A 24,297-nucleotide genomic window follows, 5' to 3' on the forward strand; every position below is an offset into this window, starting at 1 on the left:
CATGCCCAGATAAGTGTTAAAGCGTACACAATCTGTGACAACAGGTTTATGATTGAATTTCAACGTACAAAGAAAATAAAAATATAAATGATTATGCAAGGGGTAATATGCAAACTTCAGAAATTGCGGTGGATCTGTTTGATCAGCTAAGGGCCTCGGCCGATCAAGCCAGTCAGTTAATGAAGGCCATGGCCAATACAGACCGGTTGATGCTGTTGTGCCAACTGTCACAAGGCGAAAAATCCGTCAGTGAATTAGAGGCCTGCCTGAATCTCAGGCAACCCAGCTTGTCACAACAGTTAACCGTGTTGCGCGAAGCGCAGCTGGTGACCACCCGCCGCGAAGGTAAAAACGTGTTTTACCGCATAGGCAGCCCCGCCGCGCTTGCGGTGATCCAGGTGTTACACCACGAGTTTTGCAAATAATCCGGCGGGGACCATGCATCATTGCCGAGGACGTCACGATGAATCTCAAACAAATCGACCAACATTACAGTATCAGCGACCAACTCACGCCTGAAGATTTAAATGCGCTGGCTGCGCAAGGCACGACCTTGGTGGTCAACTTCAGGCCTGATGGCGAGGGCGGCGAATCGCAGCCTGTCAGCGAGGCCTTGGCCTCGCTAGCAGCGGCGCTAGGCATAGGATATGCGTACATCCCGGTAGTCCCCAACCAGATCTCAACCGAGCATGTGGCTCAACTGCAAACCTTGCTGACCAGCCACCCGGGACCCGTCGTCGGCTTTTGCCGTACTGGCAACCGGGCCAATCAAGTCTACCAACTGGCCTTACAGTCGCCCGCTGTGGCTGCCCAAAGCAAACCTGCTTGTTGCGGTGGATCAGCAGAGACCAAAGAGGGCTTACTGGATAAAGTTAAAGGCTGGTTCAAAGAGTAAAATCAATAAGAGAAGACGGTTCCACACCATGCAAAAAAATAACTTTGATATTGTGATTGTCGGTGGTGGCGCGGCGGGTTGTGCTATGGCTGCCAGCCTGAAAAAACGCGATAACACACTTGCGATTGCCATTATTGAGCCAGCTACTCAGCATTATTACCAGCCAGCCTGGACCTTGGTCGGCGCGGGCGAGTTTGACGCAGCGAATACGGTACGCCCCATGGCTGAATGCATCCCGCACGGTGTCACCTGGCTACACGCGGCAGCGACCGGCTTTATGCCTGAAGAAAAACACGTTGTCACTGACCGCCTGGGCAAGATTCAATATCAACAACTGGTGGTTGCCGCAGGCCTTAAACTGCATTGGGAGGGCATTAAAGGTTTGCCAGAAACGCTGGGCAAACATGAGGTGACCTCAAACTACCGCTTTGACCTGGCTCCTTACACCTGGCAACTGGTGCAGCAATTACAGTCGGGCAAAGCCCTGTTCACTCAGCCCCCCATGCCAATCAAATGTGCAGGCGCACCGCAAAAAGCGCTCTATCTTTCTTGTGCAGAATGGTTGGCGCAGGGTCGGCTAGGCCAGATCAAGGCCTCGTTTTACAGTGCCGCACCCGCTTTGTTTGGCGTGAAAGAGTATGTGGAGCCGCTGATGCAGTATATCCGTCGCTATCAGGTGGATTTGCATTTGAATAGCACGCTGGTAGAAGTGGACGGCCCCAATAAAACCGCCTGGTTTAATATCAAGGATGCCGACGGCAACGTGCAGCACATCAGCGAAACGTTTGACATGCTGCATGTGGTGCCGCCACAAACGGCGCCCGACTTTATCAAGCAAAGCCCGTTAGCGAATGCGGATGGCTGGGTGGAAGTCGATCAGCACAGTTTGCAACATGTGTGTTATCCAGATATTTTCGGCGTGGGTGACTGCACCAACACCCCCAATGCCAAAACCGCAGCGGCTGCCCGCAAACAAGTTGTCATTGCCGCAGAAAACCTGTTGGCGGCGCGGGCGGGCCTGGCATTGCCCTCGCGTTATGACGGTTATGGTTCCTGCCCGCTGACGGTTGAAAAAGGCAAAATCATCCTGGCCGAATTTGGCTATGGTGGCAAAATTGTCCCCACCTTCCCCTGGGATTCAACCAAAGCCCGCCGTTCTGCCTGGTGGCTCAAGAAATACCTGTTACCAAAGGTCTATTGGCACCTGATGCTCAAAGGACGCGAATGGCTGGCCAGATGCGGGGCGTGTGGCTAGCACGCACGCCCAAATTAACGTTTAGCTTTGCTGGCGAGAAACTGCTTGAGCCATTGCAAGGTGAGGGCCACACCAAAGCCATTCACCTCACTGGCGACCGCACCCAAACCGTCCTTGTGTGTATAAGACGACAAGTCTATGTGGCACCAATCGACCTCATGCTCGATAAACCTGCCTAAAAACCGTGCAGCAAGCATATGGTCCGCATCACTGTCCATGGTGCACTGCTTGATGTCGGCAATCTCGCTGTCCAACTCGCTGTCGTAATCTTCTGCATATGGAAACGCCACCACTCGCTCGCCACTCTCAGTACCGGCCTCGACCATCTGCTGCGCCAGGCTGGGCTGGTTGGCAATAATGCCGCTCATGCGCGACCCCAGCGCGGTTTGCATGCTGCCGGTGAGTGTGGCGTAATCAAGCATGACATCCGGTTTGCTGCGGCTGGCCAGGGTCAGGGTGTCAGCCAGCACCATACGGCCTTCGGCATCGGTATGCACGATTTCGATGGTCATGCCATTGAGCGCCGTGACCACATCATTTTGCTTGTAAGCGTTGGGGCCAATATGGTTTTGCGCCAGGGCCAGCCAGCAGTCCACATTCACAGCCAACTGTTGTGCGCTAATTGCCTGCAACACGCCAACCGCCACCGCGCTGCCGTTCATGTCCTGATGCATGCCTTGCATATATTTGGCCGATTTCAAATTATGGCCGCCGGTATCAAAGCAAATGCCCTTGCCCACCAGCGCCAGCGTTTTTTTCGCCTGCGGATGGCGATAGCTCAACCTCACAATCGCGGCATCCTGCGGCTCCGAGCCTTGCGCGACGGCCACAAAAGCACCTGCGCCCAACGCCCTTAGCCTATCAATATCAAACGCCTCATATTGCCACCCTTTTTCGCTGGCCATCGATTGCAAGCACTGTTGATACAGCGATGGCGTCAACATATTTGGCGGCGTCATGGTCAAGGCGCGGCACACGGTATTGCCAGCGACCAAGGCGGTGACTTCTTCCGTCCAGTCCAGGGCATCGACACCAAACAGGCCGATTTCTCGTAAGGACTGACCCTTGTGCTTTTTCTTGAGCATCGGCAAAGCTTGCGCATTCACCAGCGTGACATACGCCGCCTGCCGGACCAGCACGGTAGCCTTTTTTTTTGCATACACACCAATGGCGATGCGCGCAGGATGCTCCTCCAGCAACGGCTTTACCGCACTGCGTAACAGGCTATTCAACGCAAAACGAGGACTACTGGCCTCGACCTGTACCAGACTCACCAGGCGGCCATCTGGCCATTCAAGCGTGACCGGCTTTTCTGCTAAATCAGCGGCAGTGAGGCCAGCCCGCGCCAGTTTTGCGGCTAATGCTTCGCCAAATGGCAGGGTAGAAAAGTATTTTTCTTCAAATACCAGCAAAATATGCTGCGCAAATGCGGACAACACGGTTGAATTGACTTCAGAATTTTGGGACCACTCGATGCGCATACAGTCAGAAAACACTCTTATATAAAATATTAAATAAACGTAGCAAAAGCCAGTAGACAAGCGTGTCTAGCTGATGCAAAACTTGACCAAAAGCGTCAAAAAAGAGACACTTACAGCTAATTGATAGCTTGCTGAGACTCATCACTTGAGTGCAGCAACGTGATACCATAAAAGTAGTGTCCAATTTCGGAATCCCTTCTTGGTAATCAACACTTTCTCAGCTCTAGGCATTGCTCGAAGCTAGATTATACGCATAGCGACTTAAAACTCGGAGAATCCTCACGCATGGCAACGCATTCGCAAGCACACCTCAATGAAACAGACGCACAAGAAACCCAGGAGTGGTTAGAAGCCCTCAGCGCAGTCATTGAGAATGAAGGGCCAGAACGTGCCCACTTTCTGTTGGAAGCAATGATTGATCAGGCCCGCCGTTCTGGTGGCCATTTGCCTTACAAAGCGACCACCGCTTATGTGAATACCATCCCCACCCACTTGCAGGCTAAACTGCAAGGCGATCCCGAGATGGAGCGCCGTATCCGTGCCCTGATCCGCTGGAATGCGATCATGACCGTGTTGCGTGCCAATGAAAAATCGCCCGGCATTGGCGGTCACATCGCCAGCTTCCAGTCTGCAGCCACTTTATATGACGTGGGCTTTAACCACTTTTTCCGTGCAGCCAACGAGAGTTTTGGTGGCGACTGTGTGTATTTCCAGGGGCACTCCTCACCAGGCGTGTACGCACGTGCCTTCCTTGAAGGCCGCATCACTGAAGAGCAGATGGATAACTTCCGTCAGGAAACCGGTGGCAATGGCCTGTCCAGCTACCCGCACCCGTGGCTGATGCCGGATTTCTGGCAGTTCCCTACCGTGTCCATGGGTTTAGGGCCATTGGCCGGGATTTACCAGGCACGTTTCCTCAAGTACCTGCATAACCGTGGCATTGCCGATACCTCAGACCGCAAAGTCTGGGTATTCTGTGGCGATGGCGAGATGGATGAGCCAGAATCACAAGGCGCGATCTCGCTGGCGGCGCGTGAAGGTCTGGATAACCTGATTTTCGTGATCAACTGTAACTTGCAGCGCTTGGATGGCCCGGTACGCGGCAACGGCAAGATTATTCAGGAATTGGAATCCAACTTCCGCGGCGCGGGCTGGAACGCGATCAAGGTCATTTGGGGTTCTTACTGGGATCCGCTGCTGGCCATGGATAAAGACGGCCTTCTGCGCAAACGCATGGAAGAGTGCGTGGACGGTGAATACCAGAACTTTAAACAAAAAGGCGGCGCCTATACCCGCGAGCATTTCTTTGGCAAATATCCAGAACTGCGTGAAATGGTGGCTGCGATGTCAGATGCCGACATCTGGCGCCTGAACCGTGGTGGTCATGATCCGCACAAAGTATTTGCGGCTTACCAGGCTGCAGTGACTCATAAAGGTCAACCTACTGTCATCCTCGCCAAAACTGTTAAAGGTTATGGCATGGGCGAAGCCGGCGAAGGCCAGAATACCACCCACCAGCAAAAGAGCATGGATATTGCCTCACTGAAGGCGTTCCGTGACCGTTTTGACCTGCCATTGACCGATGAACAGGTAGAAAACCTGTCTTACTACCGTCCGGCTGAAGACAGCCCGGAAATCAAGTACATGATGGAGCGCCGCGCAGCTTTAGGTGGCTTTGTACCTAGCCGCCGCCGTAAAGGTAACGAGCTGACCGTGCCTGAACTGTCAGCCTTTGAAAACATGCTGGGCGCCACCGGTGACCGTGAAATCTCCACCACTATGGCCTTTGTGCGTATCTTGTCTACGCTGGTGCGTGACAAGCAAGTGGGCAAATATGTGGTGCCTATCGTGCCGGATGAAGCGCGTACGTTTGGCATGGAAGGCATGTTCCGCCAACTGGGCATTTACTCTTCTGTCGGCCAGTTGTATGAGCCACAAGATTCTGACCAGGTGATGTTCTACAAGGAATCTCAAAGCGGCCAGATTTTAGAAGAAGGCATTAACGAAGCCGGATCTTTTGCCAGCTGGCTGGCCGCGGCGACGTCTTACAGCGTTACCGGCACGCAGATGATTCCGTTCTACATCTATTACTCCATGTTTGGCTTCCAGCGTATTGGCGACTTTGCTTGGGCCGCGGGCGACAGCCGTGCCCGTGGTTTCTTGCTGGGCGCGACTGCTGGCCGTACCACCCTCAACGGTGAAGGCTTGCAACATGAAGACGGTCATAGCCACTTGATGTCCGCGACCATTCCTAACTGTATCTCCTACGATCCTACCTTTGCTTACGAGCTGGCCGTGATCATCCAGGAAGGCATGCGCCGCATGGTACAAAATCAGGAAGATGTGTATTACTACATCACCCTGATGAACGAAAACTATAGCCATCCGGCCATGCCGGAAGGCAGTGCCGAGGGCATCCTCAAAGGCATGTACAGCTTCAGCAAGTCGAAAGCCAAAGGCCCGAAAGTACAATTGATGGGTTCCGGTGTGATTCTGCGTGAAGTGATTGCTGCCGCCGAGTTGCTGGAACAAGACTGGGGCGTGTCTGCGGATGTTTGGAGTGTGACCAGCTTTACCGAGCTGCGTCGCGACGGTATTGACGCCGAGCGTCACAACCTGCTGCATCCAGAAGCCAAACCTAAACTGAGCTATGTTGAAGCCTCGCTGCAAAAAGCAGAGGGCCCTGTGATTGCCTCTACGGATTACATGCGCAGCTTTGCCGACCAGATTCGTCCATTTGTACCCAACAGATTCGTGACCCTGGGTACAGACGGTTACGGCCGCTCTGACTCTCGTGAAGCCCTGCGCAGCTTCTTTGAAGTTGACCGTTACTATGTGACGCTGGCCGCACTGAAAGCCCTGGCGGACGAGGGCAAACTGCCAGCCAGCAAGGCCGCCGAAGCCATTAAAAAATACAATATCGACATTAGTCGTGCCAACCCGGCTACGATCTAAGGTCACGACATAAGGAACATACACAATATGTCTATCAAAGAAGTACTGGTGCCGGATATCGGCAACTTTGACAGCGTCGACGTCATTGAAGTCCTGGTTAGCGTCGGTGACACCGTCGCCAAGGAAGATTCATTAATCACCGTAGAGTCTGACAAAGCCTCTATGGATATCCCCTCCTCGCTGTCTGGCGTGGTCAAGGAAATTCACATCAAAGTGGGCGACAAAACCAAGCAAGGCGCCCTGATTCTGACACTGGATACCGCTAGCGAAGCGGCACCGGCAGAAAAAGTGGCCCCGCAGCCGACCGCCACACCCGTGGTGGCTACTGTAACGGTGGATGAAGCCAAGGTTGCGATTCCTGAGCCTACCCGCCCGGTGGCTGAAGTTCCCCAAGTCATCCAGCCGCAAGCCACGCCTAACCCGGTGGCTGCCAGCACCGTAGCCAGCAGCGGCAAACTGGCACATGCCAGCCCGTCTGTCCGCAAGTTTGCGCGTGAGCTGGGGGTGAGCCTGTCACTGGTGAAAGCCAGCGGCCCTAAAAACCGTATTTTGCAAAGCGATGTACAAGCCTACGTCAAAGGCGAATTGTCTAAACCACGCTCTGAAAGCATGAGTACTAGCGGTGGTTTAAGCACCTTACCCATGCCGGTGATCGACTTCAGCCAGTTCGGCAATATTGAGACCAAACCGCTTTCCCGCATCAAGAAGCTGTCTGGCGCCAACTTGCACCGCAACTGGGTCACCGCGCCGCATGTAACACAGTTTGATGAGGCTGATATTACCGACCTCGAAGACTTCCGTAAGTCCATGCTGGCCGAAGCCGAGAAGCGTGGCGTGAAATTGACTTTGCTGGCTTTTCTGATGAAAGCAGTGGTCAACGCCCTGCGTACTTACCCTAACTTTAATGCCTCCTTATCCCCTGAAGGCGATAGCTTGATCCTCAAGCAGTATTACAATATTGGCTTCGCCTGTGATACACCGGACGGCTTGGTCGTGCCTGTGGTACGTGACGTGAACCAGAAAGACGTGATGGACATTGCACGTGATCTGGCGGACCTGTCTGCCAAGGCCCGTGAACGCAAGCTGAAAGTTGAGGAAATGCAAGGCGGCTGCTTTACCATTTCAAGCCTCGGTGGCATTGGCGGCACCATGTTTACGCCGATTATCAACTGCCCTGAAGTCGCGATTCTGGGGGTTTCCCGCGCGGCCATGCAGCCAGTGTACAACAAAGACACGGGCGGCTTTGACCCACGCCTGATCATGCCGTTGTCATTGTCATACGATCACCGCGTCATCGACGGCGCCGACGGCGCACGCTTCACCAGCCATCTGCGTGTGATGCTGAGTGATGTGAGACGCTTGTTGCTCTAATTTTTAGACGAGTAAAAACACAAAGGGCGCGGAGAGCGCCCTTTGTTGTTTTAAGCCATCTGCATCGGCTGCATAAAGTCTCCGGTCTCTATTCTCGCCTTATCCGCTAGGGGCCATTGGTAGAGGTAAATCCATACTGGCTCAAGCAGCTGATCATCTATCGTGATAATCTGTGTTTGAACCCGTTGATATTCGGCGGGTTGTGGATGCCGGACACTGCATTCTTCATACTCATCCAGCATGGCCAACACACTTTGCGCATCGCGGAGGCGATATACCTCTCCATATACACGATGAGAGTGGTCGTTAGAAGCCACAACGCCAGGATAGAAGCTGATCTGATACATTAGCCCCTGAAACCAGCCATAGGCGACAAAATCAGCCTGCTGAGCCAGATACAGCGACATCGCATGGGTATTACCCTGACGCAGGGTGCCATAGACAAACAATAAATCATTCATGCTGCGATATTAACTGCGTTTAATGCGCTGATCCATGGTCAGCCTGCATCATGTCTTGCCTAAATTATTTAAATGCGTAATTTGCAGTCAGTAACAACATTTGCGGGTCGCCGGTAAAACAAACGGATTGGCTGGAGCAGCCAGCCATATAGCGTTTATTGGCCAGGTTTTTGCCGTTGAGTGCAAATCGCCATGCGTCTCGTGTGTAATAAATGCCCGCATCAAACAAGGTGTAGTCGGGAACATCAAATGTATTGGTCTCATTGCCCGCTTGTTTACCGATATGACGCACCCCTGCTCCGGCGCTTAAGCCTGGCAAAATTGCACTCAGATTGTAATTAAGCCAGGCATTCGCCATATGATTTGCGACCAGAATGGGCCGCTTACCCAGATTAGTCGAGTTGCTTTTGGTCACTTCCGCATCAATGTAGGTATAGCTGGCGACCAGGTTGAGATCATCAGTCACTTGTCCCGTCGCCTCCCACTCAAAACCGCGGTGGCGCTGTTCGCCTGTTTGCACACTAAAGCTGGCGCCATTAACCGGATCATTGGTGGTCACATTCTGCCGCTTTAACTCATACACAGAGAAGGTTGTGGAAAAGCGCTGATCAGGAGAGGCGTACTTAAGACCGGCTTCTTTTTGCTGTCCGGTTTCTGGCACAAAAGGTGTTCCCGCAAAGGTACTCCCAACCAAAGGCACAAACGATTCACTGTAACTGACATAAGGCGACCAGCCATTTTCAAACGCATATAGCAGGCCCAGCTTGCCAGTGGTTTTGTGTGCATTGCTTTGGCTATTGTTGCCTGTAATCCGGTTCTGATTAATTTCGGAGCGGTCATGACGCAAGCCCAGTTGCAGATTCCAGCCCTCTCCAAATTTAACCAGATCTTGCCAATAAACCCCTTGTTGCAATAACTCGTCACTACCTGTGCTATTCCCGGTCACAGTCACATTGCCCAAACTGACATTACTGTAATTGGGATTGAACAGATTTAAAGCCGAGACGCTTCGAGTCGCATAAAAGCGGTTTAAATAATAACGGATGTGGTCTAACCCAAAAAGCATTTGATGACTAAAAGCTGCAGTCGTGAAGTTGGCAGACAATTGATGATCCAAGGTCCACATTTGGGCAGACAAATCACGAATAGACGCACTGCGATTATAGTTGAGCTGATTGGCCGAAAGCGTCCGTGGTTCGGTAAAGGTGCCGTTCAAATTGAGGGTGTTATAGCGTACGTTTTGCCTAAAACTCAAATGCGCATTAAAAGCATGCGAGAACTCATAACCGAGCAAAGTTTGTTCTGTATCGTAATGGTCCAGGCCGGGCACACCGACAAAACGTTTGAAGGAAATATCGCCATTTATGTTAGGCAAGATGGTGCCATCGGCAGGTAATCCGCGTATCGGCACATAACTGCTCTTTTGATAGCTGGTCAATACCGTCAAACTGGTATTGTCACTGATATCCCAAGTCAGTGAAGGGGCCACATACTGGCGCTTTCTATCGACAAAATCGACCTGGTCATCACTGCTGGCAGTCAAGGCCACCAAGCGGTAACGCAGGGTTTTATCCTGATTCAGCGCATCAGAAATATCTGCCGTGTATTGCTGTTGCTGATAATTGCCAAAAGCCATGCCAAAACGGGCCATAGGGGTATCGGTTGGACGCTTGCTGACTAAATTGACAAAGCCACCCGGACCGGTCTGGCCATAAAGCACAGAAGAAGGCCCTTTAAGCACTTCTACCCGCTCCAGACCGAAAGGCTCAGCTTGTATCCAGGAGAGGTCATACGCCATCCGCATCCCATCTCTGAGCACATAATCACTTTGCACAAAGCCACGAATCGAAAAGTCATCCAGCCCGCGCCGGCCTCGTTGCCCGGCATCCACCCCCGCCACAAAACGTAGCGATTCCGCCAGCGTTTGCACCGCTTGATCGCGCATTTGCTCACTGCTGACCACCGAGATGGATTGGCTGGTTTCGTTAATTGGCAGATCAGTTTTTGTTGCGGTACGTGCCTGACTGGCTCGATATTTTTTAATCGGGGCAGTGGTTGACTCTGCGATTTTGTTTGTTTTGACGGCCACCTCTGGCAAGGTTTGATGGTCGGGCTGCAACGCCTCTGCACTTGCCATGGATGTAGACAAGGTGGCTGCGACCAGGGCCGCGGTCTGGAACTTCATGGATCACCCTCTATATTAAATAATAATCATTATCATTAAATATATTAACACAAATCCAACTTACCACAGCGTAAGCGCTACTTAAATACTTTCCAAGCAATGGTTACAACATCGCCAGTGTCAACCACACGCCCACTATCAAAGAGCTCCCCATCAATCCCGCCAATATCAATCTTGACTGACGCATTTTGGTCCAGAGCAATACACCCGTGATAGACAACACAATCAGCCCACCCGCCAACGTATCAGCCATGAGTACCCAACCCACACTTGCGCCCGTCCCTTTGTGCAGGTTGGTCAAAAATCCCCAGGCATTTACCTCTTCCTTGCGTACCAGCGCATATTCATTACCCACCACGTACTCTGCGGTGAGTTTTAGTTGCGGCATACGGAATTCGACTTCCCATTTTTCTGGCTGCGCTAAGGTTTTACCCATAAACCGCGCGGAAGATTTGGTCTTGAATGCAGGCTTGGCCTTCTTTTGAAAAGGCGTATGGTCAATCTCAAATGTCTGTTGCAGGTATCGAACAAAGTCCTGCTTTGTCGCGGTATAAGCAGCAGGAACTGTCAGCTGAATTTCTTTTTGCTCGATTTGAACTGCAGGGATTTTAAGGGTATTGCGGTGATCCAGCAGAATCCCGGTGACGCCAAACAGCAACCCCAGTAATGCTCCCCATAAACCTAACCACCCATGCACCTGTCGTAACCAGCGGATGGTTTTTGCACGTTGGGCATTGGCTGAGAGTTGGCGTGGATGTTGCACTAAGCGCTTTCTGAGAATGATGGGAAAATCTCAACCAGCGACAATCGTGTCTTTCGATAAAACATTTCGGGTTGCTATTAATTGAGAATAAGACGCAATTATACCTCAATCAACGCATACCGACGATAGTGATCAATATTTTTTAGAACAATGAGAATTGCTGTTGAAGCTTAGTAGCACACCCCCAGCTAGGATCTGCAGAAAACAAATCCGTGCGCAAATCAAGCCGCTCGCCTGACATGCCCAATTTCTGGCAACTAAGTTTAAAACGATGCGCCAGCAGGTCGGCAAATATGCCCTCACCACGCATGCGCTGACCAAAACCACTTTGATAGGTTTTACCGCCGCGGCTTTGCTTGATTAAGCTCATGACATGGTCGGCCTTGAGTGGAAAATACTGTTGCAACCACGCCTGGAATAAATCACTTAATTCATGCGGCAAGCGCAAAAACACATAGCCCGCCTTGCGCGCGCCTGCCTGATACGCCTGTTCAAGAATCTTTTCCATATCACAGTCTGTTAAGGCCGGAATCACCGGCGCCACCATCACGCCGGTTGGAATACCTGCTGTACTAAGTTTACGCAGTGTTTCAAAACGACGCTCAGGCGCGGCTGCCCGCGGTTCCAGTCGTCTGGCAATCTGACGATCTAACGTGGTAATACTCAGATAAATACTGGCCAACCCCTTGGCAGCCATAGGCGCAATCAGGTCAATATCACGCTCAACCAGTGAGGACTTGGTGACAAGGCTAAAGGGATGATTGGCGTCACTCAGCACCTGAATCACCTGGCGCGTCAGTTGATATTCACGCTCTATGGGTTGGTAGCTGTCCGTATTCATACCGATGGCAATCGGCGCACATCGGTATTCGGGGTGTGCCAATTCCTTTTTCAGCAGCTCGGCAGCCTTCGCCTTAATGAGCAAGCGTGACTCAAAATCGAGGCCGGGAGAAAGCCCCAGATAGGCATGCGTGGGTCTGGCATAGCAATAAATACAGCCATGCTCACAGCCACGGTAATGATTCAGGGTACGATCAAACGGCAGGTCTGGAGATTGAATGTAATTGATGATGCTTTTAGCCGCATCCAGCATGACTTCTGTGCGTAGGGCAGGCGCCTCTTCATCCAGACTGCCCCAGCCGTCATCTATGATTTCGCGGCGATGTGGATCAAAGCGGCTGATCTGATTGCTGCTGGCCGCACGCCCTTTGTATATAAGTGGCTTTTCCACCCGCTCGGGTGGAAAAGCATCAAGATGGTCTTGCGCTAATTGGTCTACTTGCGTTCCGATATCCACTGGCATGCCAACGCACTCCAGTACGGCAGGGATTGCAGCGCCAGCATGGAAACCCACAATTGCGCATCCAGGTTGCTAAAACCGCGCGAATACAACATGGCTGCTGCGCTGAGCAACAGAGAGATCAGAATCGTCAACTCCTCCTTGATTGGCGCGATCAGCTGCCAATTACTAAGTTTGGCTTTGGTTTTATTCGTCACGACAAAGACGCCTGCCTTGTGTGTCAGGCCACTGATGATACCCCGAGCAATGGCATGTGATAAACCCAAGCTGGCCAGTGAAGCGCCAAAGATATCCATCCAGCTGCAATGCATGGTTTTGCGGTACAAGACTGGTCCCAGAATGGCCTTGATCGCCAGGAAACACAGTATGGGAACAATCATGACCACCACCGGCAAACTGAAGTATTTAGGGAATGCCAACATGGCAATCGTCCAGCCGATAGAACCGATGGTGAATATCAGTTGCAAGGCCTCCCCAAACCAGCCAAACCAGCCAGTCAAAAAGTGGTAGCGCTGACTAAAGTTGAGTGATGATTTACCCAACAACTTTGGCATGTGATGTTTAAGTATTTGCATCGCCCCAAATGCCCAGCGATTACGTTGTGATTTCAAGGCTTTGAAGTTGGCCGGTGTTAAGCCACGCCCAAAGGTTTCATCAATATAACGCAACTCCATGTTTCTCTCGAGCAATCGCAACCCAAGTTCGGTATCCTCACAAATACACCACTCAGACCAGCCGCCCAGCGTTTGCAACGACTCACGGCGGATCAGTGTCATGGTGCCATGCTGAATCAGCGCATTACGCTCATGGCGGTGATGCATGCCAATGCGGAAGAAACCTTCAAACTCCCAGTTACACATGCGGTGGAAGAAATGATTTTCCCATTCACGGTGGGCTTGTGGTGCTTGTACGACCGCCACTTGCGATTCCTGAAAATGAGGGACGAGGTCGGACAACCAGTCTGGTGTCACCACATAGTCAGCATCGACTACCCCCACCACTTGCGCATCCGGGTGGGTTTTATCCAGCGCAAAATTCAGCGCACCCGCTTTAAAGCCTGGCCAGGAAGGCAAGTGATAAAAATGGAAGTTATCCGGCATATTTGCCATATAAGCCTCAAGCGGCTTCCATTTCGCCTCATCCTTGGTGTTGTTATCCACCACGATCACCTCATAATGCGTGTAGTTCAGATTGCGCAGGCTATCAATCGTGGCAATGACCATTTCTGGCGGCTCGTTGTAACAGGCCAGGTGGATAGAGACAAATAACTCCTGATCGGCAGGTAATGGCTGGGCGCGTTTAAAGAACCTCCGCCAGTAAGGTTTAAACATGACCTCACTAAATTCGGCGGCGTAGATCATCAACACCATCGAGGTCAGTGCAATACCCAATATCAGCCCGATCAGAACCACAAAATCGCGCAAGGTGTAGTAGTAGTCCCCTGGCAGATTCCAGGCAATGGTCAAGGTCGTGATACAGGCCTGAAACAACACCGCCATCGACAATACGCCCCCTATGCCCCAGTGCTTAAAGCGCCAGGCAATAAACATCATCGGGATAAATGCCAGCACCGTAGACCAAGTGGCTTTGGCAATCCAGCGCGTATTCGGTGGTACCGCGTCTTGCAGGGAGTATTTCTGGTGGCGATCAGCGTTATACATGCCCCAATAGGCACCCGCCCAGCCTTCCAGCGCAACTTTCCAGGGCTGGTCAAACGCCTCCATCAGGTAAAAATCCAGATCCTCAATGGAGTTACGGGCCAGGAACTCGCGGATAAAACGCGCCTGGTTGACTTCGCTGGCGACAGAAGCGCCAATCGCTGGACCACGACTGGGCCAGCCTACCTCGGTGATCACGATTTTTTTACGGGGATAAGCTTCCATGAGCTGGTTATAGCGTTCAATGGTGTATTGCACAGCTTTTTCAACCGGCACGCCTTCATGATAAGGCAGCAGGTGTACCGCAATATAATCCACATGCTTCACCAACTCCGGGTGTTTGAGCCAAACATGCCAAGGCTCGGCGGTAGACACAGGCACATTGCTATGTTCGCGGACAAAATCCAGGTATTCAATCAAGGACGGAACCGGCAAATCATTACGCAACAGCGATTCGTTGCCAACAATCACACGGTCAATATTGCTGTAGTTTTCCAGCTTTTCGAGCAAGGCAGACACTTCCCGCGTATTTTTCTGCTTGTCTGCATCTATCCAGGCCCCCGCAATTACATTCATATTGCGCTTGGCGGCCAGCGGGATCACCTCGTTCAAATCCAGTGATGAATACATACGAATGTGGCGCGTATGTTTATGCATGAGGTCGAGATCTTGCGCCAGTTCGGCGGTGTTCGGATGCTGCCCTTCGAGCGGGCTTTGGTTGGCCCGGTAGCCGGTGTAGGCAAATCCATTGACTTCCGGCTTGACACTGATCAGTGGCAGCGCCCGGTTGGCCAGCGTCCAGAGGCCAAAATGCAACGCTGAAAAGACTATCGCAAACGCCAGACTTGGCAGCAATTTTTTAAACCATGAAACGATCACTTCTCACACTTCCCGTTATTGATGAGTTATTGTTTTAAACTGAATGATACGCTGAATCAGCAGCGTTGGCTGTCAGCGGAATACCTACTTGTAGGCTTCTGAGAGGTAATATCAGCAAGGCAACACCGCAGACAGCAGTCCACCACCAGGCCATGGTATTCCCTGGCTCCATGATCGCCACGGCCACGGCGCAATTGGCAGCCATGACCAGCAGTGCAGCCACCAGCCAGAATCCAGCATTGACGGCCCCTGTTTGACCAGTCTGAGCGAGTGGCATTAATAAAGAAATCGTGATCGCGACCAATGGCAGGCAGACCAAGATGATGGGGAAATCCAGATAGCGCCCATTGACTGCAAGCGCGCCACTGGTCAGCAAGAATCCGACCGCCAGCAGTCGGAGCGCGGCTTGTTCCAGGCAAGCTTTTGCGTTCAACCCCAGCCACTGCCTGAGCTGCAAGCCAAGCAGTCCCCACCCCAGCACGGCAAGCCCAGCCAGCATACTGAGCTCTAGAGAATTACGGGCCGCCAAGTGTACATATTCCAGTTGCAGATAGGCATGCAAGCCCAGCAGCATGCCGCTTAATGCGAGTACCGCCAATTGATTCGCTGGGCGATGGCGATAAAATCCATAGGCAACGAATAGCAGTCCCAGGCCGAGCGCGGCCAGATAGGGTTGCAAGCCATCTGCACGCTCAGCCATCGCTCCCTGCAAGCTGAATTTGGGTTTTAGGTCCGTATCAAGCACGCCCCAATACCCCCCGACCGTGCCCTCCAGCTCACGCTTCCAAGGCTGATCCACGGCTTCAATCACGTTATATTGCCATTGACTCTGCTTGGCGGCCTGCAAAAAACCACGCATATATTTGGCTTGATTGATCGCGCTCGGCTTGGCCCAGAAGCGTTGACGACCTTGCGATGGCCAGCCGGTTTCACCAATCAAAATAGGTTTTTTAAAGACTGTGCCCAAATGTCCCATCACCGAAGCAGTATGGGCAACCGCCTGATCAATGGCAACCGGCTTATCTTCCCAATAGGGCAGAATATGCACGGTGACGAAGTCCACGTCCTGCTCTAAAGTAGGATGCTTGAGCCAAAACTCCCACACATCGGCATACGTGACTGGCACCTTGGTATTGGCTTTCACCCATTGCAGGTAGCCATGCATCTTGGGCTCGGACTGCTCGCCGCGCAACAAGACCTCGTTCCCTACCACAATGCCACGCACGGTCTCCGGATACTGGTTCGCTTGCTGCACCGCTAGCTTGAGCTCTGCCTGGTTGAGATCTTCCAGCCAACCGATCCAGACGCCAAGAATGACTTTCATGCCCAGTTTTTGCGCAGCCTTGGGCACATAATCCATCCCCTGGCCGACGGAATAAGTGCGCACACAGCGCGTGACTTTGGACAAGGCTTGTAAATCCTGCTCAATCTGCAGCGGATCGACATGCATATCCTTGACCAGCGGACTCATGCCAGGCTTGTAATAAGGCGAATAAGAGATGCATTGCAGGGGCAACGCATCCGCATCCACCTCAAGCAACACTTGTGGTTGCTGCAATCGCCAGACGTAGTAAACGGAGCCAAGTAAAAACAAGGTCAGCCAGACGATGGGTGAAATTCTTGATAACAAACGCTGCAATATGGTCACCTTGTCACGAGGTTGCTAAAAATAGCGGCTATTCTCTCATAAATCACCTAGGCTTGCGCCCTGCTTTTACAAGCTGCAAGCGACAAAAACACTAAAAGAGACTTGGTAAATTATGTAATTGCAATTATGATGAAATGTATTCAAAAGTCTCGCAAAAAACTCAGGCTTTTAAACTTTCTCACGCCAAAAATTTATTTCAGAAGTCATATGAACGTTAAATCCTGTTTAATCACCTTTAGTCTGTTCGCAATCTTTTCATCCACTGCGTTTTCAGCCCCTGCCGCGTCACCGGATTACAGTGGTGAATATTTGTGCAAAGGCAACAATATTGCTGTCGGCGATTATGAAGTGACCATTTATCTCAAAAAGAACCGCCGCAACAGCACAGCACAAGTTTCCGTCTACGAGCTGGCAACACACACGGAAAACAAGCAAAGCTACACTGGCCAGGCCATTACCCGTGGCAAACAGTTGGCAATGACCTTTAAACTGTCTGATGCCAAATATGCAGAATTCTCCACCGGCATGGGTCAATTCAGCAAAGTGGGCAAGGCCGGCTGGACCTTTAAAAACGATTATTACGAACCAGATGATACGGGCGGCAATTACGGCCATGAAACCTGCACCATGAAGCCAGCCACAGCGGTTAAACCGGTCACAACCGCCCCCGCCAAACGCTGATGCACGATGTGATTGAAACATCTATCGGGACAATCAAGCAGTGACAAGCCAAAAGTGCGGTTGTTCTTTTGGTGATAAAATAGCAAAACTAACGCATACATAAGGTTTTCATGAGTCAAATGGTTGAAATAGTGGTGCCGGATATCGGCAATTTTGACAGTGTCGATGTGATTGAAGTGCTGGTCGCCGTCGGCGATACCGTGGCCAAAGAAGATTCCCTCATTACCGTGGAGTCTGACAAAGCTTCCATGGACATTCCCTCCTCACATGCTGGCGTGGTCAAGGAGTTAAAAATCAAGGTGGGTGACAAAGTCGCCAAAGGCAGCCTGATCTTGCTGCTGGAAAGTGCTGAATCAACCACGACCGCAGCACAACCTGCCGTAGCACCTGCTGCTACACCCGCCACACAAACCACCGCCACGGCGGCGCCCGCTGCCCCAGTTGCGGCAGCCCCTGCCCCAGCGGTACCGACAGGTAATCATGATGTCACCTGTCAGGTCATGGTATTGGGCTCCGGGCCTGGCGGCTACACTGCCGCCTTCCGTGCAGCCGACCTGGGCCTGAAAGTGGTTCTGGTAGAACGCTATCCAACACTTGGTGGTGTTTGCCTCAATGTAGGCTGCATCCCTTCCAAAGCCTTGTTACACACGGCTAAAGTCATCACTGAAGCGCAAGAAACCGAACACCATGGCTTGCGCTTTGGCAAACCGGACATTGATCTCGACAAACTGCGCAACTGGAAAGCTAACGATGTCGTCGGCAAGCTGACTGGTGGTTTGGCCCAGATGGCTAAGGCGCGTGGGGTCACGGTGGTCAATGGCGTCGGTAAATTCACCAGCCCACACCAGATTGCCGTCACCGGCGCCGATGGCAAAGTCACCCTGGTCGGTTTTGAGAATGCGATTATTGCCGCAGGTTCACAAGCCACCAAATTTCCGGGGGCGCCTGAAGATGAACGCATCATGGACTCCACTGGCGCACTCGCTTTGGCCGATATCCCAGGCCGTATGCTGGTGATTGGCGGCGGCATTATCGGCCTCGAAATGGGGACGGTCTACGACGCGCTGGGCTCTAAAGTGAGCGTGGTGGAATTTATGGACGGCCTGATTACCGGTTGTGACCGCGACCTGGTGCGTCCACTGCAAAAACGCATGGAAAAACGTTTTGAAAGCATTATGTTGTCAACCAAAGTCACCAAGATCGAAGCCAAGGCGGATGGGATTTATGTAGACTTTGAAGGTGCTAATGCGCCGCAAGAGACGCAAAAATATGACCGCGTGCTCGTTTCTATTGGTCGCCGCCCGAATGGTAAAAATATTGGTGCCGAAAATGCTGGTGTGGCCGTCGATGACCGCGGCTTTATTAGCGTGGACAAACAAATGCGTACCAATGTCCCACACATTTTTGCGATTGGTGATATTGTTGGCCAACCCATGCTGGCCCATAAAGCCACGCATGAAGCGAAAGTAGCCGCAGAAGTGATTGCCGGTCACAAGGTCGAATTTGTCGCCAGTGTTATCCCTTCCGTCGCCTATACGGATCCCGAAGTCGCCTGGGTAGGCCTCACTGAAACCGAAGCCAAAGCCAAAGGCATTGAGATCGAAAAAGCCAGCTTCCCGTGGGCTGCCAGTGGCCGCGCCTTGTCTATCGCGCGTACCGAAGGCGCAACCAAACTGATTTTCGACAAAGACACTCACCGTGTGATTGGTGCCGGAATCGTTGGCGTCAATGCTGGCGAATTGCTGGCAGAAGCCGTGCTGGCGATTGAAATGGGCGCCGATGCGCATGACCTGGGTCTGACCATTCATGCTCACCCCACCTTGTCTGAAACAGTGTGCTTTGCCGCTGAACTCAAGGAAGGCACCATTACGGATATGCTGCCACCGAAAAAGCGATGAACATACCAGTACTTATTAATTATTAGCAGTCATCACCATCAAAAAACCCGCGAATGCGGGTTTTTTGATGTCTATCGTTTTAACGCCTTGTGAATTTTAATTACAAGGTATTTCTTTAAGCACGGCATCTGGAAACTGCGAACGCGCTTTTTGTAAACCGGCAAGTTGTTGTGGCGAGACCTGTTGCATTTTGATGACCGCCTGACCGCCATTACGGGTCGCTTTAATCAACAATTTTACCCCCTTATTTTTGAGGTCTAGCATGAGCTTATCGGCCAGTTTTTCATCACGAAAAACTCCGAACGAGATTGCGTGGCGCCATTTGGGGTCGTCTTGCACAACAAAGAAATCCTCCACACCGAGTTTACGCAATTCATCGGCTTTGATTTGCGCAGCCTCGGCAGTAGGTAGCGGCGGTTTATAAATCCAGTAACGCACATTATCCTGCGGACTGCCGATCAGATTGGTATGAGTCTTGATATTGAGTTGCTGTGCCAGGCTCAAGGCTTCATTCAAGCGCGCCGTGTTGAAGCTGCTCCACTCATAGCATGCGCCAGCCGTCGCGGTATGTTGTTCTGCGGGCTTAGCCGACGGGGCTTTTTCTGCCTGCTTTGCTTCAGCGGGTCTCGCTTCCACCAGGTTGGAGCTCACGGGCTTGTTAGGCTCAGGAGTTTTTTGCTCAGATGGCTTGGTTTCAGGCAGTTTAGCTTCAGCACCCTTGGCATCTGGTTTTGACACTGGCTCACTGGCAGGCACATGGCTATCAGCAGGCTGCACTACCGAATCGGAAGGCTCGTTTACCGCCGCCTCTGGAGCGCGTGTGGGGTAAGCCAGCAATGACTGCTCGGTGAGGATTTTAATTTGCTGTGGCTGGAGCTCTGGTTTAAGGCTACTGACGGCAGGTGACAGGGCATCGCGCTCAAAATAAGCAAACACCACCACATTCAGCAATACCAATATCCAGAATATTTTTTTCATTCTCTTATACTTTTCATTCGTCTGAACACTCAGCCAGGCAGGCCAATCCCTTTAATACCAGATTATCCACAATAATCGCCTGTGCTGACAATGCGTGCGGCAAATATCTGGCGATTAAATCTGCATCGCCGCCACTCATGAACAATAAAGGCACATGATCCAGCTGCTGGCACAAGCGCGCATATTGGGCAGCCACCGAAGCAGCCAGCGCCTGCACGCAGCCTACCCACATGGCATACTGGCTATTTTGCGCAAAGCCATCCGTGCCAGCGTCAAGGTCGGGATAGGCATAATCGAGTTGCGCCGCCCCTTGTTGCAAACTTTGCCACATCAGTCGCAAGCCAGGCTGGATACTGCCGCCAGCAAACATCGCCTGTGCTTGTTTGAGCTCTTGCTTAACTTCTTGCTTGACTAGCAGCGCATCCATCGTCATTGCGGTACCCGCGCTGACGACCAATGCTGATTGGCCCTCGCTACGCCATACCGCTAACAGGCTGCACCAGCGGTCGCTACCCAGTTGCGAAGGTTGACTGTAGCTGTTTTGCAAACCCAAGGCTGAAGAGGTGGCGACAATAGCTTGCAAACGTTGATCCCGCTCGGGCAAGGCTTGCAGCCAGCGCTCGCCCGCCACATTGCTTAAATAGATTTGGCTCGCTTTAGCAATTGCGGCGTGCAAGGCTTGCGCTTGTGCGGTGCCCTCAAACCAGTCTTGATTATCCAGGGTATTGATCTGCAGCGCTTTCGGCTGGCTTGATTGCTCAGGACACCAGGCCCATTTGGTGCGGCTATTGCCGGCATCAATCAGCAGTTTCATGCCGCACTCCGAACGCTGATTTCGCCTGCGTTAAAGCGCTGAATACCGGCAGCGGTTTCTACCAGCAAACTGCCCTCTTCAGCTACGCCAACCACGCGACCGGGAACCGACTGGCCATTGGCTAACAGCAGATTCACAGCTTGCTGCTCAAAAGCATGATACGCCGTCCACTCGGGCTGAAAATAGGCAAAACCATGCTCGGCAAACTGGCTTAAGTGTTGCGCCAACTGGTTCAAGCAGTGGCCGAGCAACTGGTTAGGGTCTACAGGCGCACCCGCCAACTGATTTAGGCCCATCGCCGCTTGGTCAATCTGCTGTTGTAAGTCAGCCTCCAATTCCAAATTGAGGCCTATGCCGATCACCGCTGCACTTGGGCCTTCCATATCCCCTTGCAGCTCAATCAGAATCCCGCCCAACTTGTGCCAACTACCCGCTTGCAACACCAGCAAGTCATTCGGCCATTTTAAGCGCACGCTGGTTAAGCCCATCGCGTGTAACGCCCGTACTAAAGCCAAACCGACTACCAGGCTCAAGCCAGACAAGCCAGCCGCGCCACATTGAAAGCGCCAGAGCAATGAAAAAGTCAGGCTACCCCCCAATTGAGAATGCCAGGAACGGCCGCGTCGACCGCGCCCGGCTGTCTGCATATGCGCCGCCACACAGGTCGCATGGGCAATACCGCGCGCACTCTCCTGCATTAAATAGCGGTTAGTTGAATCCACCTGCGCCAGCACTTGCACATGAAACCAGGGCGCATAGTCACCACAGGCCTGGGTAATTTGATCCGCATCGAGCAAGGTCAGCGGCTTGGGCAAGCGATATCCGCGTCCACGGACTGAAAACACCTTGATGCCTAGCTGCTCAGCAGATTGAATCGCGTTATATACCGTGGCGCGCGTGACGCCAAAACGCTGGGCCAAGTCTTCACCAGAGTGAAATTTGCCATCCGCCAGCACGGCCAGAATAGGAAATGCCAGCTTGTTCATAACAACAGGTGAGTGGCGATAATCATGCGTATATTCATAGCCCGCAGTGTAGCATACCCGCCCTGTCAGGCCGGGCGATAAAAGCCCGAAACGCCCTGTATTAAGCGTTTTGGGTCAGGTCGCTAACCGTGTAAAATAAGCACACTTTAGCAACTTCAAGAACCGCCATGTCTACACAAAAAGAACCGATCCCCGCCGCCTCCAATTTTATCCGCGCTATTGTTGATAGAGACCTTACCGAAGAAAAATATGCCGAAAAGAAATGGGCTGGTACGCCAGGCGATGCCGCGCATCACGCCACCGGACAAACCGATTTTGCTAAAATTCGCACCCGTTTTCCGCCCGAGCCGAATGGTTATTTGCACATCGGCCATGCCAAATCGGTGTTTCTCAACTTTGGGTTAGCGCGTGATTATGGCGGCATCTGTCATATGCGTTTTGACGACACCAACCCAGAAAAAGAAAGCCAGGAATATGTAGATAGCATCACTGAGATGGTGCGGTGGCTGGGCTTTGACTGGGACAATACCCGCCCGGATGGCAGCAAAGAAGACAATCTCTACTTTGCCAGCGATTATTTTGACTTTATGTATGCCGCTGCCGAGGCCTTGATTCAACGCGGACAAGCCTATGTCGATGCGCAAAGCGCCGATGAAATGCGTATCAACCGCGGCACGCTGACCGAGCCAGGTAAAAACTCGCCATTCCGCGACCGCAGTGCAGAAGAAAATCTGCGCATCTTCAGAGAAATGCGCGATGGTAAGCACGCCGATGGCAGCATGGTGTTACGCGCGAAAATTGATATGGCCTCGCCCAACATCAATATGCGTGACCCCGCGATTTACCGTATCCGCCGCGCCCACCACCACAACACCGGTGACAAATGGTGCATCTACCCTATGTACACCTTCGCGCATCCGATTGAGGATGCCCTGGAAACCATAACCCACTCCATCTGCACGCTAGAATTTGAAGACCAGCGCCCTTTCTACGATTGGCTGATGGACAATCTGGCTGATGCCGGAATGATTAACAAACCGGTGCCTTACCAATATGAGTTTGCACGCCTCAACCTGACCTATGTCGTGCTCTCCAAGCGCAAGCTGATTCAGTTAGTCGAAGAAAAACATGTTTCTGGCTGGGATGACCCACGCCTGCCGACGCTGGCCGGTGCTCGCCGTCGCGGTTACACGCCAGAAGGCTTTAAGCTGTTTACAGACCGTATCGGCGTCTCCAAGGCAGACTCCTGGATTGATTACAGCATCCTCGAAGACTGCATGCGCGAAGTCCTTAACGAATCCGCCCCGCGCAAAATCGGCGTGCTCGACCCGATCAAACTGGTGATTGATAATTACCCAGAGGGCCAAGCCGAAGATTGCTACGCCCCTAACCACCCGCAAAACCCTGAGCTGGGCAAACGCGTGGTCAAACTCTCCAAAGAATTATGGATCGAGCGCGAAGACTTTATGGAAGAACCTTCCAAAGGCTACTTCCGCCTGTTCCCAGGCAACATGGTGCGCCTGCGATACGGCTACGTGGTCAAATGCCTGAGCTGTGAAAAAGATGCAGCTGGCAACGTCACCACCGTGCATTGCGAATACCTGCCAGACACCAAATCTGGCACACCGGGCGCTGATAGCGTCAAGGTCAAAGGCAATATCCACTGGGTGAGTGCCGCACATGCTTACACTGCCGAAATCCGCCTGTACGACCGCCTGTTTAAAGACGCGCACCCAGGCAGCGGCGACAAAGACTTTTTAGAAGACATTAACCCGGATTCTGTCAAAGTCATCACCGCCCAGCTTGAGCAAAGCGCGCAGGAAGCCAACCCAGGCGACAGCTACCAGTTTGAGCGTCATGGCTATTTTGTCGCGGACAGAAAAGATAGCGTGACTGGCAAGCCAGTGTTTAACAGAACGGTAACGTTGAAGGATACTTGGCAGAAATAATGGATAAGAGCCACGCCAATCATTCATCTTTCCCTCAAAGGCGGGAACTCAGCTTGGATGAGCAAGCGTGGCTAACTATTTCCAAGCAACGTCTGGATGACATCCTTTCCAACAAGGTAAAAACCATCCCAGCCGAAGTC

The 24,297-nt window shown here is 52.2% G+C and carries 18 protein-coding genes; 8 read left to right on the forward strand and 10 right to left on the reverse strand.

Going from position 1 to position 24,297, the window contains the following annotated elements:
- The first annotated feature begins 107 nt into the window (after positions 1 to 107).
- From ACT53C_RS11215 to ACT53C_RS11225, 3 genes are read left to right on the forward strand one after another with little or no spacing between them, the layout of a single operon-like run.
- Positions 108 to 425 carry an ArsR/SmtB family transcription factor gene (locus tag ACT53C_RS11215; RefSeq protein WP_194747095.1) on the forward strand — a complete coding sequence of 106 codons (318 nt, stop codon included), beginning with the start codon at positions 108 to 110 and terminating at the stop codon, positions 423 to 425.
- Positions 426 to 463: 38 nt separating this feature from the next.
- Entirely contained in the window at positions 464 to 895 is a 432-nt protein-coding gene (locus ACT53C_RS11220; RefSeq protein ID WP_476146200.1) for a protein tyrosine phosphatase family protein, read from the forward strand.
- A 28-nt stretch (positions 896 to 923) separates the two neighbouring features.
- Positions 924 to 2,150 carry an NAD(P)/FAD-dependent oxidoreductase gene (locus ACT53C_RS11225; RefSeq protein ID WP_476146202.1) on the forward strand — a complete coding sequence of 409 codons (1,227 nt, stop codon included), beginning with the start codon at positions 924 to 926 and terminating at the stop codon, positions 2,148 to 2,150.
- A gap of 14 nt (positions 2,151 to 2,164) precedes the next feature.
- On the opposite strand, the gene ACT53C_RS11230 is transcribed toward ACT53C_RS11225, so the two are convergent.
- Complete coding sequence (locus ACT53C_RS11230; protein ID WP_476146204.1) at positions 2,165 to 3,631, reverse strand: M17 family metallopeptidase; 1,467 nt, start codon at positions 3,629 to 3,631, stop codon at positions 2,165 to 2,167.
- Positions 3,632 to 3,916: 285 nt separating this feature from the next.
- On the opposite strand from ACT53C_RS11230, the gene aceE reads away from it, so the two are divergent.
- Both aceE and aceF read left to right on the forward strand, forming a co-directional pair.
- Positions 3,917 to 6,586: a pyruvate dehydrogenase (acetyl-transferring), homodimeric type gene (aceE, locus tag ACT53C_RS11235; RefSeq protein ID WP_476146206.1), complete on the forward strand. Its 2,670-nt coding sequence runs from the start codon at positions 3,917 to 3,919 to the stop codon at positions 6,584 to 6,586.
- A gap of 27 nt (positions 6,587 to 6,613) precedes the next feature.
- Positions 6,614 to 7,957 carry a dihydrolipoyllysine-residue acetyltransferase gene (aceF, locus tag ACT53C_RS11240; RefSeq protein ID WP_275356902.1) on the forward strand — a complete coding sequence of 448 codons (1,344 nt, stop codon included), beginning with the start codon at positions 6,614 to 6,616 and terminating at the stop codon, positions 7,955 to 7,957.
- A gap of 50 nt (positions 7,958 to 8,007) precedes the next feature.
- Here the strand turns inward: aceF and ACT53C_RS11245 are convergent, their stop codons facing one another.
- The 6 genes from ACT53C_RS11245 to ACT53C_RS11270 all read right to left on the reverse strand — a co-directional run bounded on the left by ACT53C_RS11245 (position 8,008) and on the right by ACT53C_RS11270 (position 16,851).
- The gene (locus tag ACT53C_RS11245; RefSeq protein ID WP_476146208.1) at positions 8,008 to 8,418 is read right to left on the reverse strand and encodes a gamma-glutamylcyclotransferase family protein; all 411 of its coding nucleotides are present in this window, start codon (positions 8,416 to 8,418) and stop codon (positions 8,008 to 8,010) included.
- A gap of 64 nt (positions 8,419 to 8,482) precedes the next feature.
- A complete protein-coding gene (locus tag ACT53C_RS11250; RefSeq protein ID WP_379077623.1) occupies positions 8,483 to 10,603 on the reverse strand; it encodes a TonB-dependent siderophore receptor in 2,121 nt (706 codons plus the stop codon).
- A 103-nt stretch (positions 10,604 to 10,706) separates the two neighbouring features.
- A complete protein-coding gene (locus ACT53C_RS11255) occupies positions 10,707 to 11,366 on the reverse strand; it encodes a PepSY-associated TM helix domain-containing protein (RefSeq protein ID WP_476146211.1) in 660 nt (219 codons plus the stop codon).
- Positions 11,367 to 11,508: 142 nt separating this feature from the next.
- Positions 11,509 to 12,663: a PA0069 family radical SAM protein gene (locus tag ACT53C_RS11260; RefSeq protein ID WP_476146367.1), complete on the reverse strand. Its 1,155-nt coding sequence runs from the start codon at positions 12,661 to 12,663 to the stop codon at positions 11,509 to 11,511.
- Positions 12,642 to 15,203: a glycosyltransferase gene (locus ACT53C_RS11265; RefSeq protein ID WP_313983962.1), complete on the reverse strand. Its 2,562-nt coding sequence runs from the start codon at positions 15,201 to 15,203 to the stop codon at positions 12,642 to 12,644. Before ACT53C_RS11265 ends, ACT53C_RS11260 begins: the two co-directional genes overlap by 22 nt.
- 34 nt (positions 15,204 to 15,237) lie before the next feature.
- The gene (locus ACT53C_RS11270; protein ID WP_476146213.1) at positions 15,238 to 16,851 is read right to left on the reverse strand and encodes a glycoside hydrolase family 17 protein; all 1,614 of its coding nucleotides are present in this window, start codon (positions 16,849 to 16,851) and stop codon (positions 15,238 to 15,240) included.
- A gap of 207 nt (positions 16,852 to 17,058) precedes the next feature.
- Between ACT53C_RS11270 and ACT53C_RS11275 the strand changes: the two genes are divergently transcribed.
- Positions 17,059 to 17,532, forward strand: coding sequence for a hypothetical protein (locus ACT53C_RS11275; RefSeq protein ID WP_194747104.1), 474 nt, complete (start codon positions 17,059 to 17,061; stop codon positions 17,530 to 17,532).
- A gap of 110 nt (positions 17,533 to 17,642) precedes the next feature.
- The gene (gene lpdA / locus ACT53C_RS11280) at positions 17,643 to 19,430 is read left to right on the forward strand and encodes a dihydrolipoyl dehydrogenase (RefSeq protein WP_476146215.1); all 1,788 of its coding nucleotides are present in this window, start codon (positions 17,643 to 17,645) and stop codon (positions 19,428 to 19,430) included.
- A 96-nt stretch (positions 19,431 to 19,526) separates the two neighbouring features.
- Here the strand turns inward: lpdA and ACT53C_RS11285 are convergent, their stop codons facing one another.
- From ACT53C_RS11285 to ACT53C_RS11295, 3 genes are read right to left on the reverse strand one after another with little or no spacing between them, the layout of a single operon-like run.
- A complete protein-coding gene (locus ACT53C_RS11285; protein ID WP_476146216.1) occupies positions 19,527 to 20,408 on the reverse strand; it encodes an SPOR domain-containing protein in 882 nt (293 codons plus the stop codon).
- Positions 20,409 to 20,421: 13 nt separating this feature from the next.
- Complete coding sequence (locus tag ACT53C_RS11290) at positions 20,422 to 21,222, reverse strand: type III pantothenate kinase (RefSeq protein WP_476146218.1); 801 nt, start codon at positions 21,220 to 21,222, stop codon at positions 20,422 to 20,424.
- Complete coding sequence (locus tag ACT53C_RS11295) at positions 21,219 to 22,208, reverse strand: biotin--[acetyl-CoA-carboxylase] ligase (protein ID WP_476146220.1); 990 nt, start codon at positions 22,206 to 22,208, stop codon at positions 21,219 to 21,221. Before ACT53C_RS11295 ends, ACT53C_RS11290 begins: the two co-directional genes overlap by 4 nt.
- A 167-nt stretch (positions 22,209 to 22,375) precedes the next feature.
- Between ACT53C_RS11295 and ACT53C_RS11300 the strand changes: the two genes are divergently transcribed.
- Entirely contained in the window at positions 22,376 to 24,157 is a 1,782-nt protein-coding gene (locus tag ACT53C_RS11300; RefSeq protein WP_476146221.1) for a glutamine--tRNA ligase/YqeY domain fusion protein, read from the forward strand.
- Positions 24,158 to 24,297: the final 140 nt, after the last annotated feature.

The sequence above is a fragment of the Methylophilus sp. DMC14 genome (assembly GCF_056314085.1).